Consider the following 17,723-nt stretch of genomic DNA (forward strand, 5'->3'; position numbering starts at 1 on the left):
CATCCAGTGAAATATCAGTTGTGGAGCTGCATCTAAATGTTCGACACTCATACAGAAATCAACCTGGGCGATGCCCAGTTAGACCGGGATCATTCCGAACTCATGCGCCTGAGCCAGGCGCTCCTGGATGTACCGAACGACAGGAATGTGCTTGCGCTGGAAGCGCTTTATACAGCGGCTCGTGAGCACTTCTCTCTGGAAGACGCCGACCTTCGACGACTGGGAGGCAACAACAGTGTTTGTCATCTAGATGAGCATGCATTAGTGTTGAAATCGCTTGAAGAAGTGCTCGAGATATTGCGCGATCCAGCGACCACATCGGAAAAGGCCAACCAAATGCTGTCTAGTCTGGCGATGGAACTGCTGAGGTGGTTGCCAGAGCATATTCGCGAAATGGATTCCGGCCTGGCATCTGTACGAAGTCAGGCTCGATTCGGCGGATCTCCGATAGTGTTTGCCTGATATAGAGCGAGGATTCCAGACAGAAAATTAACAGGAAAAATGTCACCTTAAAGACGATTGCAATCATTCCCGAATGGCGCAATCGCAATCGACCAGGCATTATCATAATATGAATACACTTAAAGCAAGATTACATTCTATTGAGTATGTTGCCAGCGGCATCCACTCCTTCGAATTCAGACCGCTAGAGGGCTCTGCGTGGCCACGCTTTTCGGCCGGCGCACATATAGACATCCACTTCGCGGATGAACTATCTCGGAGCTACTCGCTAATCAATCCGGAAGGAGAATGCCATCGCTATGTTGTCGCCATAAATCGGGACGAACATGGAAAAGGCGGTTCGCGTTATCTGCATGATACGCTTCGTGTTGGGACATGCTTGTCGATTTCGGAGCCACGCAATACCTTCCCGTTGAATGAGTCAGCGAATCACTCAGTATTTATTGCAGGCGGGATCGGCATCACGCCACTTTGGAGCATGATTCAGCGACTGACTCAGCTGGGCTCGCCATGGACCCTGCATTACGCAGCGCGCGAACGCGTTAACGCTGCATTTGTTGAACAGCTCGAAATGCTACAGCAGCCGGATCAGTCAGAATGCCATTTGTATTTTGATCAAGAACCGTCGGGCAGGTATATGGATCTGCGAAGCGTTGTAGGCAGCTGTCCGACGGGAGCGCATATCTACTGTTGTGGCCCTGTCAGGATGCTCGAGGCATTTGAGCAAGTAGTGACTGAACTTCACATCGCGCAAGACCGAGTGCATCGGGAATACTTCGCCGTGCCGGCCACTCCATCGAAAATGGCCGGACATACAGACCAAGCCTTCAACGTCTTACTCGCTAAGAGCGGGCGCTCGGTCGCGGTTGATAAGGATACGACCATTCTTGAGGCGCTACTGGATGAAGGTGTGGATGTTCCCTATTCGTGCATGAGCGGAATTTGTGGTGCCTGCATGACCAATGTTCTTAAGGGCGAGCCCGATCACAGAGACCTCGTATTGACCGAGGAGGAAAAAGACTCGGGGAAAGTCATGTTGATTTGCTGTTCCCGTTCGAAATCGTCGGAAATTGAGCTGGACTTATAACACGGCCCTTTCAAGATTCATTTATACCGATCCGTATAGTTAACTGCGCACTATCACAACTGTGATAGTGCGCAGTTTTTTTCAATATACATCATGGAATCCCCCGTTTTCAGTCAATAGAAACAAACACAACAGTTAACGCGTTATTTGCTTGGCAAAAGACTGCATTTAGCACCCATAATTGGTAATCAAAATTTATCACAAAAGGAATAAATGTGAGTCAACAAAATTTCAATCTTGGACGCTATCAAGTCAACGAAAAGATAGTCATTGGGCGACCCGATAACGACTTTATCGAGATAGTTCATGAACACGACGATCTGCCTTACGTACTGAGTTTGTTCGAATCGGATATTGCTGCTGTTGGGCGAGTTACCGCGTCGGACACTAAGTTACTTGTACCGTTGGATCCACATGCTCGAATCTTTTCCATCGCTGTTAACTATCGTGCCCATGGAGCCGAGGCAAAGGCCGCCCCTCCACAACGTCCACTGATGTTCTATAAAGCGCCGTCTAATTTTGTGGGGCATGGTGAGCTACTTAATCCCAATAGTCAATTGACTTCCAAGTTCGACTATGAAGGCGAGATTGCAGTGGTTATCGGTCGCGAGTGTAAAAACGCGACGTTGCAAAATGCGCTCGATTTTGTCGCTGGCGTTTGCGCATTCAATGACGGAAGTGCACGTGATCTTGGCAAAGTCCCCCTTGGTGATGCGAACCCGCCTACGGCCTTCTGGCCGGACTGGACAGCGAACAAGGCGCTTGACGCAGCCTCTGCAATAGGGCCGACCATTACCTGTGGAACGAAGGTGTTATCAGAACTGCGCGATAGAAACCTTAGAATCACAACTCGTTTGAACGACGAAACTGTCCAGTCGGAACTGATGAGCGAAATGATATTTTCGACCGAACAGATCATTGCCACGCTCTCTTCATACATGAAGCTTTTGCCGGGAGACGTGATTGCAACCGGAACGCCAGCGGGCGTAGGTGTCGCGCGCAACCGGTTCTTAAAAAGTGGCGATAGACTGGAATTCGAAGTCAGTGGTCTGGACGCCCTGAAAGTTACCGTCTCTTGACCGGAGATTCAAATCATAATGAAACACGTCAGCAGAAGAGCGCTTATTAAGGCTATCGGTGCACTCCCCTTCGCTATCTCGGGCACAGCAATGTCGGCAGCCCACGCGAAAAATGAATATCCGATAAATCCGATTACCCTCGTTTTACCGGTCGGACCAGGCAATACAGCCGATATCATCGGACGCCTGCTCGCCCAACATTTGGGTGCATCCATTGGGACCCAAATCGTGGTGGAAAATCGTCCGGGAGCAGGCGGAATCAGCGCCGTCAAACACGTCGGGTCAGCGAAACCCGATGGGTATTCCCTCATGTACATGGGAGCCGGCTCAGCCATTAGCCAGACATTGTTCAAACCTCAGCCGTTCAATCTTATTGAAAGTTTTACGCCGATTACCACCATCACGAGCAACGACGTCATCCTTGTCACGGGAAAAAACTCATCGCTGTCCAATATCGGCGATTTTCTGGACAAGAGCCGCAAGACCCCGGGCGGCTTGATGGTAGGGATCAGTCTGCTGGGGACAATTCAGCATTTGACTGCGGAAACCTTCAAAAGTATGGCCGGTATTGAAATGACAATTGTGCCATATAAAACGGCCTCGGCTGTTTCGGCGGCACTGGCTTCGGGAGATATTGAGCTGGCTTTTGAATTTGTTCCACCTATGCTGGGGCAGATACAAAATGGTCTGATCAAGGCGCTCGCGATTTCCAATGCGGATCGCTCAAAGATTTTACCGACAGTGCCAACTTTGGCCGAGCAGGGGTTTACGGATTTCAATGTCGCATCGTGGGGAATGATCGTTGCGCCCAACAATACCCCGGATACCATCGTTCAATATTTAAACAAACATATCCATTCTGCAATTGGTGAACCCGATGTGATGAACAGGCTTACCGAATTGGGCGTTCGAGTTCAGTTAGGTACGGCAGATGAGGCGAACGCGCTTCTAAGCAGAGAAATTGTCAGATGGAAAACGGTCATCGACCAAACAAAAGTCTCATTAACTTAAGGCTCATTGGCTAACACTCAATGAATCTTTAGCAACTGGAAGGAACACTCAAATGACGCTCGACAATTCAAGTTCTCAGAAACTAGACAAGCAGCAAACGCAGACATCAGAACAGCAACGCCTTCAAAAACTCTCCGACAGAATGAAGCCGTTGGCAGAAACCACTGCCGGCACCCCGATGGGTGAATTGCTCAGAAAATTCTGGCATCCCATCGCGCTATCGAGAAGTATTGACCCGGGAAAAGCCCGTGCTGTTCGGCTTTTAGGTGAAGATTTGGCACTGTATCGCGGGGAAGGCGGAAAAGCCCATTTGCTGGCGAACCGTTGTGCTCATCGCCTGACCAAGTTGCACACGGGTTGGGTCGAAGGGGACGAATTACGCTGTATGTACCATGGCTGGAAGTACAACGCTCACGGGCAATGTGTTGACAGACCAGCAGAGCGTGCGGGTAGTCATGGAAGCATCCGGGTCAACTCGTACCCTGTTCACGAATACTGTGGCGTCGTTTTTGCATACCTGGGAGAGGGGGAAGCGCCTGAATTCGACTTGTATCGCAAGCCAAAATTTGAAGAAGATGGCGTTTTACTCTTTCAACGTCAGGAAATATGGCCATGTAACTGGCTGCAGCATGCCGAAAACTCACTGGACGCAGTGCATGTCAGCTTCGCGCACCAAATGGGCAAAGTGGGCGTATTCGGAGATGCCATCACAGATCAGGTGCCAACGCTCAGTTACGAGGAAACATCGGCGGGAATCAAGCAGACCGCTGTTCGCGTAATCGACGGAAAAACTCAGGTACGGGTAAGCGACTGGACGTTCCCCTATGGTAATCACGTTTCCATACCTGCCGTCCATGAAGGCGGCGCATGGATTGAAACGGCCAACTGGATGGTTCCGATTGACGATACGCATACCCTTCGTGTCTCGTTGCGAGCTGTGCCTTCGACGACACCGGACGCAGACGCAAAAATTAGCGAATATTTTGACGGGTGTGAAGACTATTGTTCTACCGACCACCACGACGATTTATTCGCAGGAAACTACCCAGAAGATCCATTAGTACGCCTAACCAGCGCGCAAGACTATGTTGTCCTGGTCGGCCAGGGTGAAATTGCCGATCGTGTCCACGAATGTCTGGGCGTATCCGATCAAGGCATTGCATTTTTACGACGAATTCTTTTCCGGGAACTCGAGGCGATTCGTAATGGCAAACCGACCAAGGAGTGGCGTCGAATTGAAAACGGATCGACTTTGTTTCAGTACAAGGAAGAAACAGCAGCAAATTAATCGGCAAAAAATGAACTTTCTGCACCGTGCGAAAACGCGCGGTGTGAGAGTTCATTCTTTTTGCAGGCAGTGGGGCTGTGTCTGTTTCTGCGCCTTAAGACAAGTCCCAAAAAATCACAATCAATTCAATAAAAAAGTACACGGGAGACATGTTCCAATGAAAAGAAATTTGCTTATTGCAGTGCTGACTACCGGCATTGCCGGAGTCGCCCATTCAGCGACGTCAGTTACGTTATACGGATTGGTCGATGCGGGGATAGGCTACCAGCAAACGCGAGTCAGCCAGGGTGACCAATGGAACAAAACTCGGGAAATCGGGGTGGTCAATGGCGTTAATAAGGGTAACCGCTGGGGGTTAAAAGGCGCTGAGGATATTGGTAACGGCACGAGTGCGATTTTCCAGCTGGAAAACGGCTTTGACCTGGGAAATGGTAATGCCACGATCGGGGGTCGTTTGTTCGGACGACAAGCGTTCGTTGGTTTACAAAGTAAAAGCTGGGGCGCATTGACATTCGGACGTCAATATAACCTTGCTGCCAAATTTATTGCATCAATCGACCCATTTGCAGTCGGCTTCAAGCAAGCCGGGGTTCTGAATGGCGCTTTTGGCAGCTCCACCAACGCGCGTATGGACAATTCAATTAAATATGTCTCGCCTGAACTGTCCGGGTTCACTTTTGGCATGGTCTATGCCGGTAAGAATACAAAGACGACAACCGGCGATGGAATGGATGACGTGCATAGCGGGGATACGTCAAATTGGATCTCGTTGGGCGCAAACTATGCGAAGGGTCCGCTAGTGATCGGCGCATCTTACGATCGTTTTCGTACCAATTTCCGTGAGGCGGGCGAAGAAACCAAAGGAACCGCGCACATGTGGAACCTGTTTGGATCATATGATTTTGATCTGGTGAAGCTGCATTTGGGATATGGCCAGGTTCACGGCGCGGCATCAAACGATATAGTTGTAGAGAAAGGGCCTGGCAGCACCGGGCTAAATGGTGCTTTCAATAAATTTACTGTGGTTAAAGATCCTGTCAGCTCTATCCATGGCTTGGACTACGCTCAGACTGATGGCTACCGGCAGCAAGCCTGGCTCGTGGGCCTGACTACGCCAGTGGGCGATCAAGGAAAGATTCTTTTTTCCTATCAGGGTAGTGCCACAAAAAATACAGAGGATGCGTTTGATGGCGCGAAAGGACGGCTCGACATTTACAGTTTGGCCTATTTACACAATATGTCCAAACGGACCAGCTTGTACGCCGTCGCATCTTATGGTTCAGGAAGGTTGAAATTTGATAATCAGGAGAACGTCAGATTGAAATCAACGCTAGTCGGGATCGGGATACATCACCTCTTCTAGTTCGCGGTCAATAATCACCAGCCATATTGAAACGTTCCCGGGCCAGCCTTATGACCCGGGAACATGCACAAATCGTTGTGGAATATTAGTACGTTAATGAACCGCTTTCAGCGCACCCGGATGACTCATATCATGAGTTCTATCAAAAACGGGCCGGTATTTTTAAAACTGTTTTGCATGAGATCGGCACATTGCTCCAGTGTGGTCGCTTTCGCTGCTTCGACGCCCATCCCGTTGGCAAGCTTAACCCAGCTCAGATTCGGATTGCCGATATCCAGCATACTCATCGCGGTGGCGCCGGGCGCCGCGCCAACATTCTCATATTCACCAATCAGAATATTGTATTTACTGTTATTAAGAATGATCGTTGTAACTGGCAGTTTTTCTCTCGCTTGTGTCCAAAGGGATTGTAATGAATACATCGCTGAACCATCAGCCTGAATATTGATGACACGCCGCTGCTTGCCGGCTCCTATTGCCGCGCCTGTTGCGACCGGCATCCCATCGCCAATTGCTCCGCCAGCCAGATGCAACCAGTCGTGCGGTGGCGCCGCGTGAGTAAATCGATAAAAGTCTCTGCCATAGGAAATGCTTTCGTCAGAGATGATAGCGTGCTCCGGCATGAGCGCAGCCACCGTTTGCGCCAGTTTTTCGGCTGTAGGGCTTCCCTTGGACGGAAGCGGTCGTGGGCCGGGGTCCGGAATATCGATAGCTGGCGCATCAAGTATTTTTGCCAGCTCCTGCAGAGCCAAAATCGGGTCTTGATCCGCTCGCGTCAGGACATGCACCTGCGCACGGGCAGAGTACTGTCTTGAGGGCATTCCAGGATACCCAAAAAAACCTACCGGCGCTTTGGCATTGACCAGAATGATATGCTCGTATCGCTCAAGCGTTTTGATTGCAGATGTATTGGAATAAGGAACACGTTCCAATTGCATGCGACCACGTCCACGCGCAATAGAGGGTATGACATAGTCTGCAAGTACGGCGGCACCAGTGGCATTGGCAATCTGCCAGGCGAGCAACTGGGCCTGTGTTGACAATCCGGTTCCCGCCAGTAAGATCAATACATTGTTATTGTTGCGAAGTATATTTGCGGCAACTTCAATGACATTAAAATCAGTGGCTGGCGGTGGCGCAGGCGCAATGGGTTCCGATACAACCGCTGCTTCCTCCCATGAAATGTCAGCCGGTACTATCAACGTTGCAATTTGTCCGGGATACGTTTTTGCAGCACGAACGGCCATGGAGGCATCCCGACCCAACTCGTCGGACCGGGTACTTGTTTGCACCCACTGGGAGACCGTTCTGGCCATACTATCGGTATCAGCTGTTAGCGGTGCATCAAATGGGCGGTGAAATGTCGCCTGATCCCCGACAATATTAATTATTCCGCTGCGCGCGCGACGCGCATTGTGAAGGTTCGCCATACCGTTTGCCAAACCCGGCCCGCAGTGCAACAGTGTGCACGCGGGTTTACGAGCAATCCGATAATAGCCATCTGCCATTCCTGTGACAATATTTTCCTGTAAGCCAAGTATACATTTCATTCCTGGTACTTGATCCAGCGCAGCAACAAAGTGCATTTCACTTGTCCCAGGATTTGCAAAGCAAGTATCTACACCTGAACTCAGTAATGTCTTAACCAAACTATGTGCACCATTCATATCAAAATTCCAATTTACTCATTAAGGGAGATTCGGGACTGTGTCGCGGCCTGCCGTTATACTTTTAAAACGACCTGTTAACCGACGTTATTCAACTGTATTATTTCAATCTGGCAGTAAGTCGTAAAGCGATATAAAATTGTCGTGTAATGAGTTCTGGTAAAGACTATGAAGAAAATTAGAATTCCGCCCATGGCAACGTTGATTGCTTTTGAAGCAGCGGCACGCCATGAGAGTTTTGCACTGGCGGCGCGAGAGCTTTACCTGACAGAAAGTGCCATTTCGCGGCAAGTTAATGGCTTGGAAAAAAATCTGAATATCAGACTTTTCGCGCGCGTCAAGCAACGCGTCGAGCTGACCAAAGCGGGACGTCTTTATAGCAAACAAGTCAGAGAAGTTCTTGGAACAATCGAGCAAGACACACTATCAATAGCCGCACATGGTTCAGGTGAAGGTAGCCTGGAGCTCGCAGTATTGCCAACGTTCGCTGTGGAATGGTTAATTCCCCGGCTATCAGGTTTCTATGCCCAATGTCCAAATATCAGAGTCAATTTAGGAGTCCGTACTCACCCGTTTTCGTTTGAAGAAGAGCACTTCGAAGCGGCAATCCATCATGGAAAACCTGTGTGGCCAAGAGCAACAGCAGATTTTTTGTTCAGTGAAAAAATGATCGTGATTGCACACAAGGAGCTTATTGGTGACTGTATTGAACAGCCGGAAGATGTGCTCAAATATCCTTTGCTCTACTCAACAACACGGCCCGAGTCATGGCAACAATGGTTTACCGCAGCCAATATCCCGACAGATTCGCTGCCCGTACAGTCTGTTGGGTTCGAGCTTCATTCTATGTTGGTTAAGGCTGCTGAATCGGGATTGGGAATTGCTCTAGTTCCCGATTTTCTGGTCCCAGATGTAGTGTGGTCCAACGGCGTTGTTCGTGCCCATGAGTTATCCATTCAAGCCGAAGATTCCTATTACTTTGTACATCCTAACAATATGCAACATAGTGGCCCGCTTGATGCATTTCGAGAATGGATTCTTACAACGGCTAAAGCCTAGAGCAATCTGTTTTTAAGAAAGTAATCCGGCTCATCGTCATTTTTCAGCGGCGCATATTCTGAAAATATGGGAAGATAGATCTTCGCTTCCAGCCCTTTACATTGACCGTTTTCGCCGCCCATGGTTTCTTCATCACAACAGGCCCGCATACACAACGCGGCCACGCTAATCAGTGAGGCCGACGGGCTGCTTATTACCGCCGGCGCGGGCATGGGGGTAGATTCCGGGCTGCCGGATTTTCGCGGCGCGCAAGGCTTCTGGCGTCATTACCCGGCACTTCGCGCCTCGGGCATTCGCTTCGAGGACATCGCCTCCCCCGTTTATTTTCCCGAACGCCCCGAACTGGCCTGGGGCTTTTATGGTCACCGACTGGCCCTGTATCGCAATACAACACCTCATGCGGGGTTTCAAGTTCTGCAGCAGATCGCATCGCAAATGCCCAATAATGCATTTGTGTTTACCAGCAATGTGGATGGACAATTTCAGAAAGCGGGGTTTGCGCCGGAGCAGATCGTGGAATGCCACGGATCAATTCACCACTTGCAGTGCACAGAAACTTGTCGTCAGGATATCTGGCCGGCAGATGAGTTTGAACCCCAGGTCGACATGGAACAAGGCCGACTAGTGAATCTGCCGCCGCGCTGTCCGCATTGCGGCTCGGTGGCGCGGCCCAACATCATGATGTTCAATGACTGGCATTGGGTCGATACCCGCAGCCGCCGTCAGCATCAGCATTTGCAGGCGTGGTTGAAAAGAACCCGGCACCCTGTCATTGTTGAGTTGGGTGCGGGCACTGCCATTGCGACGGTGCGCTATTTTGGCGAACGCCAGAAGGCGCCAATGGTTCGTATCAATGTTCACGAAGCGACGGTGGACAAGGGAACAAAACATGTAGCGCTGGCCATGGGCGCGCAAGAGGCGCTAAGCCAGATCCGAATCGCGCTGGAAAAACTGGGCTTTTTTGGTTGTAAGTGAAGAAGCTCGGGCACGGACACATCTGGCCGCTGATCCGGATAATTGCCAGACGTCATTGCAAGAAGTGTGCGCCCTGACAGTGAGTCCCGATAAACAATCCGCGTGCCATGGAATAGTTGAAAACGATTTGCCTGGCATAGGATCACTTAAAGTCGCCTGTGCCAGATAGTGACCCACGCCAAGCCGCTTACAGGGCATTAAATTGTTGAAAACGACTTGTGCCCGGCCATCGACCGCCGGCGTTTGCCGTTGCCGGCGGACATGCGCCAACGGCAAAGCTATTTGATCGCCGACTCAAAGTCCTTGACCTGGATATTATTATCAAGAGACGCATCAACAGCAATATCGAAAACGACGCGGTCTGCCCGATGCCACGCGGTAAACCATTCCAGCGGCAGCCCATGCTGATCGTAATAACACGCCTGCAATTGAAGCAGTGAATCGCTTTTTCTCACATTGAGATACTTGGCCAGTATCCTGTCGCCGGGCACCGTCTGAATCTGGTTGCGGCCCTGCTGCGGCCCACGCCTGAAGCGCTCCATCATCTGACGGTGCAGCGACTTGTCGGTCAGGTCCACCGTGCTTAGCGCAGCGAATTCTTTGGGCAGCCAGGTCTTCACATATGAAATCGGCTCATCATCAATATACCGCACGCGCTCAAGCAGCAGCCCTTTAATGTCGCCATAGAACGCAGCAACTTCAGCCGGGAAGGCCGCCTCTTCCAGGCGGATCACAGATGTTTGCAGGCGCGTGCCTTCGCGTTCAAGTTGAGCGTGCAGGCTTAGCGAATTTTGCAGATTACGCCGATGTTTCATCCGGGGAGCGACCACCGAGGCGCGGCCTGCCTGTTTCAGGATAAAGCCATCATCGACCAGCAGAGACAGCGCCTGGCGCACGACACTGCGCGCAACATTAAAATGCCCGCACAGTGCGTTTTCACTCGGGATCGGGCTGCCCGGAGGCAACCGGTTTTCGGATATGGCGGTTTTCAGGCTATTGGCAACCTGCCGGTACAACGCCTCTTTACCCTTGTTTTTCTCGTCGATTTTCTTCAGATAAAGCACGATATTTCCGCCAAAATAAAACTATACCCCTTCAGATTTTGAAGCCGCTTCCCACACCGAAGACCAGCCCAGAGAAAGACTGGCAGCGCGCTCTGCGGCCAGAATCAGGCTTTCTTCACGGGCCATGTTTTTGCCGGCAATATCAAATGCCGTGCCGTGATCGACAGACACCCGCACAACCGGCAAGCCGACGGTGATGTTCACACCATCATCGCCATACACGGCCTTAAACGGAGCATGTCCCTGATCGTGGTAGCACGCCACCAGGAATTTCCATTTGCCGCGCACGGCCTGCGGCCACAGCGCATCGGCCGGAATGGGGCCTACCGCATTGATACCCGCCGCGTTGGCCCGCTCGATGGCAGGCGTTAATATAGCACTATCTTCCGTACCGAAGATATTGTTTTCTCCAGCATGGGGGTTAAGGCCCGAGACGGCAATAGGCTCGTCCTGGCGGTTCAGCGCACGGGAAAAAGCGTGTACCAATTGCAAAATATCGTCCATGCGTTTGGGGTTCACATCGTCTATCGCCTGGCGCAGCGACACATGCGTGGTTGCATGAAACACATATAAGTCTCCGGCCGACAACACCAGGGAGTAATTCTTTACGCCGAACTCGTGAGCCAGCAATTCGGTATGGCCAGGCCATTTATGGCCGCCCAGATGCATGGCGGCCTTATTGAGCGGCGCAGTGACAATGCCGTCAACCTCGCCCTTGCGGGCCAGGTCACATGCCTTCATGACAAACAGCGCAGAACCGGCGCCGGCACGCGCATCCAGCTTGCCCAGCTCGACATTCTCAAGAGAAGGCCCGACCTGAATAACTTCAATGGTGCCCGCTTCGTTGGTGGCCTCGGCTGGGGTCGCAATTTCCCTGACCTTGCTTTGGTCGCCGTCCAGTTCGCGAACCGCCCGGCGCAATGCGGCCACATCACCGATCACGACAAAGCATGCAATATCGCGCAGCCTTGGATGGTTCAGCAGCATTTTGGCCGTAATTTCAGGTCCGATACCGGCAACGTCGCCAACGGTGACCGCCAACACTGGTAATTTTTTCGTACTCATTTGAATTTCCTTTTCGTCAGGGTCTCTGCAGCCTGAATCAATACATTTTCCGAACCAAAGCCACCGGCCTTGGTCACTATGGGCATGCCGGTATACTCCCCGCCGATCAGCGTGCCCAGGGGAACACCGCCAGACACTTCATCAATCAGGCGAATACCGGTTGCCTGCAGGGCCGCCATCACCTGCTCTGCGCCATCGCCACCGGTAGCAATGAGTCCGCGGACCTTGCCCTTGCGCACGATTGCCAGCGCAAACTGGCCGAGACGTTGGGCAACCGTTGCCGCCGACAACCCCGGCGTTTGCCTGGATGGGGCCAGCAATACCAAAACGCGACTACCGTCATCGACACCAATGCCCTGGGCAAGCATTTGTGCTTGCCATTGCTGCCATTGGGTCTCATCGCCAAGCACTTGCGGCTCTGGCGTGAGCACCGTCGCACCCTGCCCCTGCAAAGCCACGACCTGTGCGCGTGTTGCGCTATGCTGAGAGGTCACCACGGCCAGCACAATTTCACCTGAATCCGGATTGCTGGCCCAGGCGGCAGCCATGGCCATGGCCAGTCCGCCTGCACCTACCGGCAACGCCCGCTCGCCCAGCAGGACAATGGCCTGCGCCAGGCGCTTCAGATCGGCATCGGTACTGGCATCGACGACTACGATCGGCCCCGCTTGGCCGATTTTCTGCGCCAGGGTGGCGGGCGTATCGCTCGGCATGGGGCTGACCAGCGCCCCGCCCAGTATGGTTGGTACGCAACTTTCCGTTACCGGCGTCACCGGATCTGTCCCGGCTGAGGTCTCGGTAACGGGCTTGCCGTTGACCAGCAACACGCCATTTTCCAATGTCCGTCCGGTATCCGGATAGGCCGGGCACACCACGGCGATTGCATTGTCGTGCCACTGTCGGCGAGCTGCCTCGATTTCTGCCGCAAAAGCGCCACGCAAGGTAGAATCGACTTTCTTGAAAACATGACGAACGTCATGCCTGCGAAAAGTCTGCATTTCGCGCTCGACGGCTTCTGCGGCAGCCTGCGCAGTCATTGCACGGCTGTTGCTATTGACCGAGACCACCTGCGCCTGCATATCGCCCAGTGCAAAAGCCTCTTCGGAACCACCAACATACAACTGTGTTTCCCAGCCACAACGAACAAACTGTACGGCCGAATCTCCGGCGCCAGTCAGATCATCTGCAATGATTGCTATCTGCGGTTTCATAACTTCACTGGTTCCCCAGTCGTCGCCTCTGCGTCTGCAATCCCACTGTCTACCGGCTTTAATTCGCCAGATCTTTTCAGGAAATAGGATGCCAGCAGCGGTGCCATTATCGAACTAATCAACACACACGCCGCCACCTGCGCGGTCGCTGTCTCGACATAAACCTGAAAGCGCGGATCGGCTGCCGCGACAATGGCAGGCGTCGCAATGGCATTACCCGCCGTTGTGCCGGCCGCAAAGCCGATGCCGCTTTTGCCACCGCGTCTTAATATTATTTTGTAGCCAAGGTAGACCAGAAAACCGGTAATCGGACTGATCAAAAAGCCCAAAATAATGCCTGTGGTGCCACCACTGACAATTGCCGACAAATTAATGCCGGTACCCAGCGCAAAGGCAAAAAACGGAATCACAATATTAGGCACAGGGTCCAGCACCTTGCGCCATTGCACATCCAGGTTACCGACCAGCACGCCCAGCAGGAAGGGCACCAGGGCTGCGACAAGCGCGATTAGCGGAATATCGCCCAGGCCCGATGCCCCAAGAAACAGCAGGCTGAAAAACGGACCGTCATTCACCGCACTGGCCACATAGGCGCCCCGGTCTCTGGCATCGCCATACTGACCGGTAAACGCCAGCCACAGGCCGCCATTACTGTTATCGAATGCAGCCAACAGCGCAAGGATGGATACACCCCATACGCCATCAATACCCACGAAGCTGCCAAGCAGCACAATGAGGCTAGCCGGAATAATGGTTTTACAAAAAAGAATGGTGCCCGCTGTTGCCAGGATCGGGCCGCCGGTACGCATATTGACTTGTGTACCGGTAGCAAAAATCAGCAAGGCGATCAATGGCAGCGCACTGTTTTGGAACAACGCTGTGGTAAAGCTGCCGATACCCAGGGCTTCGGGGGCGAATGTGCCCAATATCGAACCCAGAATCAGCGGAATAAGCATCAATCCGCCAGGGATTTTCTGCATGGTTTGGAACATCGGGAATATAGAACGCTCTTGTGTCATCATCCGACCCAGCCTTTTTTCACAGGGAGGTTTAAGAAAGTAAATAGTCTGATGCATGGCGTTGTGATCGTGCTTCTTATCTCTGCCATGACTTTGCATGCTAAACCTGTACGCACAACCTGTACGTACAGGTTGGATTATTATCCTTTCAAATCGGATTGTCAACCGGCGCCGCTGCGACGGGCTTTTTTTATTCGTTCGGCTATGACGACTGTGGTTTGCGTCATTTGATGTTCAGCATATGCGCAAATACTGAGCGGCAACGCGTGGGATTGAGACTATCGGTCGGCGGGTACTCAGTGGCCGATATTGTTCGCGGCATTTATTGGGCTATTTCATAGCGCATCATTTAGACGGTATCGTTTGACGGTATATTGTCACGGCGCATATTCGCGAAATTGATTAGTCAATATCGGTTTATCGTTATCCTTCTTCGAATCTAATCCGTCAGATGCTCACCAGCTGCATTTCTCGATTCGGCGCGTGCCTGCGCGGCCACAGGATACGGAGCAGGCAAGCATCGGCGTATCAGCAATGGCGGCTGTTATGCTTCTATATCCAGCAGCCGCAGCTTTTGCGAAATGGCTTTGCACGCATTCAAGAGCGGCTCGATATAGGTTTGGCGACGATCGGCGGCAATGCGGAACAAGGGAATACTGATGCTGACGCACGCAACCGGACGGGCGTTCTTGTCAACAATGGCGCAGCCATAGCAAAAGATGTCACGTTCGTTCTCTTGACGATCTTCTGAAAACCCCTGTTGTTCGATGTCTTGGAGTTCCTGGTATAGCGCCTGGACCGAAGGCAATGTGTTGTCTGTGAATTTCTGAAATGTGATGCCGTCAATCAACGTGCGCCTTTGGGCTTCATCCGGCAACGCAGCAAGGTACGCCTTGCCGACTGAACTGGAATAAAAGGTGACCTGGCTGCCAAGCCGGGAATTCATGCGCACCGCCTGGGGGCTTTCGATCTTGTCGATATAGGTCATAGCCCCATTGACCGGGACCGCCAGATGAATAGTCTCGCTGGTCTGGTCGCGCAACGCCATTAATTGCTCTCGGCATACCTTGCGCAGGTCAGAGCTCTCCAATGCCTGGCTGGCCAGGCTGATCAGGCGCGGGCCCAGACCGAACAGCTGTCCGCCTTTATTCATGATCAGACCTTCAGCCAGCAGAGCATCGACGATCCGGTACAGCGTGGGCTTGGGATAACCTACGCAGACGCTCAGATCCTGGATCGTGACACCGGCACCGGTATTGCCTGCAATGGCGTCCAGTACACGCATGAATTTGGAAAACGAAGCGGTGCCAGCCACTGGTTGAGCGGTTCTGTTCTGCGTAGAAGTCGTTGTCGTCATGATCAAAAAATCAAGTTACCATATAGCCACCATCAACCGGCATGATAACACCCGTCATGAAAGAAGATGCGTCCGAACAAAGAAATATTACTGCAAGCGCCACGTCTTCAGGGGTGCCCCATCGCTTGAGCGGCGTTCGATCCAGGATCGGCCGGGCGCGGGACTCATCGTTCTGCAGCGCTTGCGTCAAGGGCGTTGCAATCCAGCCAGGCGCAACCGCATTTACGCGAATGGTATCGGCCGCATAAGCAATGGCGAGCGATTTGGTCAATTGCGCGATGCCGCCTTTACTGGCGCTATAGCCCGGCACCAATCCGCCCCCGAAAAAACTGAGCATCGACGCCATATTTACAATACATCCGCTTGATGCGGCAAGCAATGGGCGCATGGCCTCACACAAACGCATGGTCCCGGTCAGATTGACATCAATAACCCGTTCGAATACCGGCAGCTTGAACTCTTCCGTCCTGACGATAATGCCGGCGCAGTTGACGAGGATATCAATGTTGTCGACAGACTTTGCGAACGCATCGACCTGCTCCTGACTGGTTACATCAAGCGTGACCTCTGTTACCGTGCCCTGGTGATATGGTTCGGGGTTGGTCGACGGCAGCCCCGCTGCATATACTCTTGCGCCCAGGCCGGCCAGCGCTTCTACGATAGCGCGGCCGATACCCTGGGTCCCGCCGGTGACCACTGCCGTTTTTCCTTCAAGCAAATCTGTTCTGAAACTCATGGATTTTCCATCATTATCGATTATTAATAAGTGGCGCGCCCACCAGAAAGGTCAAAAACTGCCCCCGTGCTAAACGAGCACGATGCCGACAGCAGCCACAGCGTCAGTTCTGATACTTCTTTGCACTCGCCCAGTCGCTTCATCGGGCTTTTGTCTATCATCGTCTGTACGTGGGCTGGCGACATTTGCTGCAACAACTGCGTATTGACGGCGGCAGGGGCAATGGCGTTGACACGCACCTCGGTTTGCGCCAGTTCCTTGCCCAATGACTTGGTCAGCGCCAGCACCCCAGCTTTGGCGGCACTGTAGGCCGAGGCGTTTGGCGTGCCTTCCTTGCCAGCCAGTGAGGCGATATTCACGATCCGCGCCGCCCTGCCCGACTTCATCACCGGCACTACCGCCCGACAAACGTTGTAAACACCCATCAGGTTGACCGCAATCACGCGCTGCCATTGCTGCGGATCCGTTTGCTCCAGCGGCAATGTGGAACCGGCAAAGCCTGCACAATTGACCAGCATATCAATCCGCCCGTGACGGGAAACAACGGCCTCGCAGGCGTCTTCGACAGAACTGTTATCACAAACGTCAACCCGGTTAAAGTACACGCCTTGCTGCTGCAACGCAGGCGGCGGTGCCTCCAGATCCCAGACTGTCACGTTGGCGCCCGCAGCCAGAAGATGCTGCGCAATGTCCAGTCCGATACCGCTACTGCCGCCAGTCACAATCGCATAGCGATCTGAAAAATCATAAATGGCTTTGGCAGTCATGATCAGCGCACAAATTGGTCGACATAGTCGGCGCCCAGACCAACGCTTTCATAATGCTTGCGGCACATGTCAAGCTTGGTAAATACATCTTCATAGCCAGTGTGGTTTCCTTCACTGTCCACGTAATACATAATGCCATTGACCTGGAACATAGTGATCATCTCCTCCACATCCTCGGGCACATACAAAGTATGCGTTTCACCAGGCGGCTCGAAAACATAACTGCCTTCGGTGGCCACCCAGTCATGCTCCAGATATCGCCAGGTGCCTTTGATCACGTAGCCGTGCACCGGTTGCGGATGACGGTGACAACTGAGTACACCGGACTTTCTGACGCGCAGCAGATTCATCCAGTAACCCTGCGACACGTTCAAACAGAGCGGTCGAAACCAGACATTCGGGGCCTGCGGCACCCAGATACGCTCATCTTCGGGAACGGCGTTGGGCACGACAATGTCTTTCAATGCCTCTTTAGGATTCGGATAACGGTAGGGAGTGGGTTCTGTCATAACA

Annotated in this window: 17 protein-coding genes; 8 read left to right on the forward strand and 9 right to left on the reverse strand. The window is 52.5% G+C overall.

Translation table 11 applies throughout. From position 1 onward, the window contains the following. Positions 1–36: 36 nt before the first annotated feature. The 6 genes from CAP48_RS19070 to CAP48_RS19095 all read left to right on the forward strand — a co-directional run bounded on the left by CAP48_RS19070 (position 37) and on the right by CAP48_RS19095 (position 6,290). On the forward strand, positions 37–462 hold the full coding sequence (locus CAP48_RS19070) for a bacteriohemerythrin (protein WP_100699450.1): 426 nt from the start codon (positions 37–39) through the stop codon (positions 460–462). A 109-nt stretch (positions 463–571) separates the two neighbouring features. Next, complete coding sequence (locus CAP48_RS19075) at positions 572–1,549, forward strand: PDR/VanB family oxidoreductase (protein ID WP_100699451.1); 978 nt, start codon at positions 572–574, stop codon at positions 1,547–1,549. Between the two features lie 215 nt (positions 1,550–1,764). Further along, positions 1,765–2,628: a fumarylacetoacetate hydrolase family protein gene (locus CAP48_RS19080; protein ID WP_161495307.1), complete on the forward strand. Its 864-nt coding sequence runs from the start codon at positions 1,765–1,767 to the stop codon at positions 2,626–2,628. Positions 2,629–2,646: 18 nt separating this feature from the next. Next, positions 2,647–3,639 (forward strand): tripartite tricarboxylate transporter substrate binding protein, encoded by a 993-nt coding sequence (locus CAP48_RS19085; protein ID WP_100699453.1) that lies wholly within the window; start codon positions 2,647–2,649, stop codon positions 3,637–3,639. A gap of 52 nt (positions 3,640–3,691) precedes the next feature. Continuing rightward, on the forward strand, positions 3,692–4,927 hold the full coding sequence (locus CAP48_RS19090) for a Rieske 2Fe-2S domain-containing protein (protein WP_242444563.1): 1,236 nt from the start codon (positions 3,692–3,694) through the stop codon (positions 4,925–4,927). A 157-nt stretch (positions 4,928–5,084) separates the two neighbouring features. Further along, entirely contained in the window at positions 5,085–6,290 is a 1,206-nt protein-coding gene (locus CAP48_RS19095) for a porin (RefSeq protein ID WP_100699454.1), read from the forward strand. 125 nt (positions 6,291–6,415) lie between these two features. Here CAP48_RS19095 and CAP48_RS19100 read toward each other — a convergent pair whose 3' ends face one another. After that, on the reverse strand, positions 6,416–7,957 hold the full coding sequence (locus CAP48_RS19100) for an acetolactate synthase large subunit (protein WP_100699455.1): 1,542 nt from the start codon (positions 7,955–7,957) through the stop codon (positions 6,416–6,418). A gap of 168 nt (positions 7,958–8,125) precedes the next feature. Here CAP48_RS19100 and CAP48_RS19105 point away from each other — a divergent pair, with 168 nt between their 5' ends. Continuing rightward, positions 8,126–9,016 (forward strand): LysR substrate-binding domain-containing protein, encoded by an 891-nt coding sequence (locus CAP48_RS19105; RefSeq protein ID WP_100699456.1) that lies wholly within the window; start codon positions 8,126–8,128, stop codon positions 9,014–9,016. Between the two features lie 120 nt (positions 9,017–9,136). Then, the gene (locus CAP48_RS19110; protein WP_100699457.1) at positions 9,137–9,991 is read left to right on the forward strand and encodes a Sir2 family NAD-dependent protein deacetylase; all 855 of its coding nucleotides are present in this window, start codon (positions 9,137–9,139) and stop codon (positions 9,989–9,991) included. A gap of 278 nt (positions 9,992–10,269) precedes the next feature. On the opposite strand, the gene CAP48_RS19115 is transcribed toward CAP48_RS19110, so the two are convergent. From CAP48_RS19115 to CAP48_RS19150, 8 genes are all read right to left on the reverse strand, one after another. After that, entirely contained in the window at positions 10,270–11,055 is a 786-nt protein-coding gene (locus tag CAP48_RS19115; RefSeq protein WP_100699458.1) for a GntR family transcriptional regulator, read from the reverse strand. 21 nt (positions 11,056–11,076) lie between these two features. After that, complete coding sequence (gene pdxA, locus CAP48_RS19120; RefSeq protein ID WP_100699459.1) at positions 11,077–12,120, reverse strand: 4-hydroxythreonine-4-phosphate dehydrogenase PdxA; 1,044 nt, start codon at positions 12,118–12,120, stop codon at positions 11,077–11,079. After that, positions 12,117–13,331 (reverse strand): four-carbon acid sugar kinase family protein, encoded by a 1,215-nt coding sequence (locus CAP48_RS19125; protein ID WP_100699460.1) that lies wholly within the window; start codon positions 13,329–13,331, stop codon positions 12,117–12,119. The genes pdxA and CAP48_RS19125 overlap by 4 nt, the downstream gene beginning before the upstream one ends. Next, positions 13,328–14,350 (reverse strand): 2-keto-3-deoxygluconate permease, encoded by a 1,023-nt coding sequence (locus CAP48_RS19130; protein WP_100699533.1) that lies wholly within the window; start codon positions 14,348–14,350, stop codon positions 13,328–13,330. The genes CAP48_RS19125 and CAP48_RS19130 overlap by 4 nt, the downstream gene beginning before the upstream one ends. 544 nt (positions 14,351–14,894) lie before the next feature. Beyond that, a complete protein-coding gene (locus CAP48_RS19135; protein ID WP_100699461.1) occupies positions 14,895–15,707 on the reverse strand; it encodes an IclR family transcriptional regulator in 813 nt (270 codons plus the stop codon). A gap of 10 nt (positions 15,708–15,717) precedes the next feature. Next, the gene (locus tag CAP48_RS19140; protein WP_100699462.1) at positions 15,718–16,443 is read right to left on the reverse strand and encodes an SDR family NAD(P)-dependent oxidoreductase; all 726 of its coding nucleotides are present in this window, start codon (positions 16,441–16,443) and stop codon (positions 15,718–15,720) included. Positions 16,444–16,466: 23 nt separating this feature from the next. Continuing rightward, complete coding sequence (locus CAP48_RS19145; RefSeq protein WP_100699463.1) at positions 16,467–17,210, reverse strand: SDR family NAD(P)-dependent oxidoreductase; 744 nt, start codon at positions 17,208–17,210, stop codon at positions 16,467–16,469. A 2-nt stretch (positions 17,211–17,212) separates the two neighbouring features. After that, complete coding sequence (locus CAP48_RS19150; protein WP_100699464.1) at positions 17,213–17,719, reverse strand: 2,4'-dihydroxyacetophenone dioxygenase family protein; 507 nt, start codon at positions 17,717–17,719, stop codon at positions 17,213–17,215. Between the last annotated feature and the right edge of the window lie 4 nt (positions 17,720–17,723).

This window comes from Advenella sp. S44, from assembly GCF_002810445.1.
Classification (GTDB): domain Bacteria; phylum Pseudomonadota; class Gammaproteobacteria; order Burkholderiales; family Burkholderiaceae_B; genus Advenella.

Excerpts from the sequence above, each read along its gene's own strand:
- CAP48_RS19070 (WP_100699450.1), top strand. The coding sequence starts at position 37 with ATGTTCGACACTCATACAGAAATCAACCTGGGCGATGCCCAGTTAGAC.
- CAP48_RS19075 (WP_100699451.1), top strand. The coding sequence starts at position 572 with ATGAATACACTTAAAGCAAGATTACATTCTATTGAGTATGTTGCCAGC.
- CAP48_RS19085 (WP_100699453.1), top strand. The coding sequence starts at position 2,647 with ATGAAACACGTCAGCAGAAGAGCGCTTATTAAGGCTATCGGTGCACTC.
- CAP48_RS19090 (WP_242444563.1), top strand. The coding sequence starts at position 3,692 with ATGACGCTCGACAATTCAAGTTCTCAGAAACTAGACAAGCAGCAAACG.
- CAP48_RS19095 (WP_100699454.1), top strand. The coding sequence starts at position 5,085 with ATGAAAAGAAATTTGCTTATTGCAGTGCTGACTACCGGCATTGCCGGA.
- CAP48_RS19100 (WP_100699455.1), bottom strand. The coding sequence starts at position 7,957 with ATGAATGGTGCACATAGTTTGGTTAAGACATTACTGAGTTCAGGTGTA.
- CAP48_RS19105 (WP_100699456.1), top strand. The coding sequence starts at position 8,126 with ATGAAGAAAATTAGAATTCCGCCCATGGCAACGTTGATTGCTTTTGAA.
- CAP48_RS19110 (WP_100699457.1), top strand. The coding sequence starts at position 9,137 with ATGGTTTCTTCATCACAACAGGCCCGCATACACAACGCGGCCACGCTA.
- pdxA (WP_100699459.1), bottom strand. The coding sequence starts at position 12,120 with ATGAGTACGAAAAAATTACCAGTGTTGGCGGTCACCGTTGGCGACGTT.
- CAP48_RS19125 (WP_100699460.1), bottom strand. The coding sequence starts at position 13,331 with ATGAAACCGCAGATAGCAATCATTGCAGATGATCTGACTGGCGCCGGA.
- CAP48_RS19130 (WP_100699533.1), bottom strand. The coding sequence starts at position 14,350 with ATGACACAAGAGCGTTCTATATTCCCGATGTTCCAAACCATGCAGAAA.
- CAP48_RS19135 (WP_100699461.1), bottom strand. The coding sequence starts at position 15,707 with ATGACGACAACGACTTCTACGCAGAACAGAACCGCTCAACCAGTGGCT.
- CAP48_RS19140 (WP_100699462.1), bottom strand. The coding sequence starts at position 16,443 with ATGAGTTTCAGAACAGATTTGCTTGAAGGAAAAACGGCAGTGGTCACC.
- CAP48_RS19145 (WP_100699463.1), bottom strand. The coding sequence starts at position 17,210 with ATGACTGCCAAAGCCATTTATGATTTTTCAGATCGCTATGCGATTGTG.
- CAP48_RS19150 (WP_100699464.1), bottom strand. The coding sequence starts at position 17,719 with ATGACAGAACCCACTCCCTACCGTTATCCGAATCCTAAAGAGGCATTG.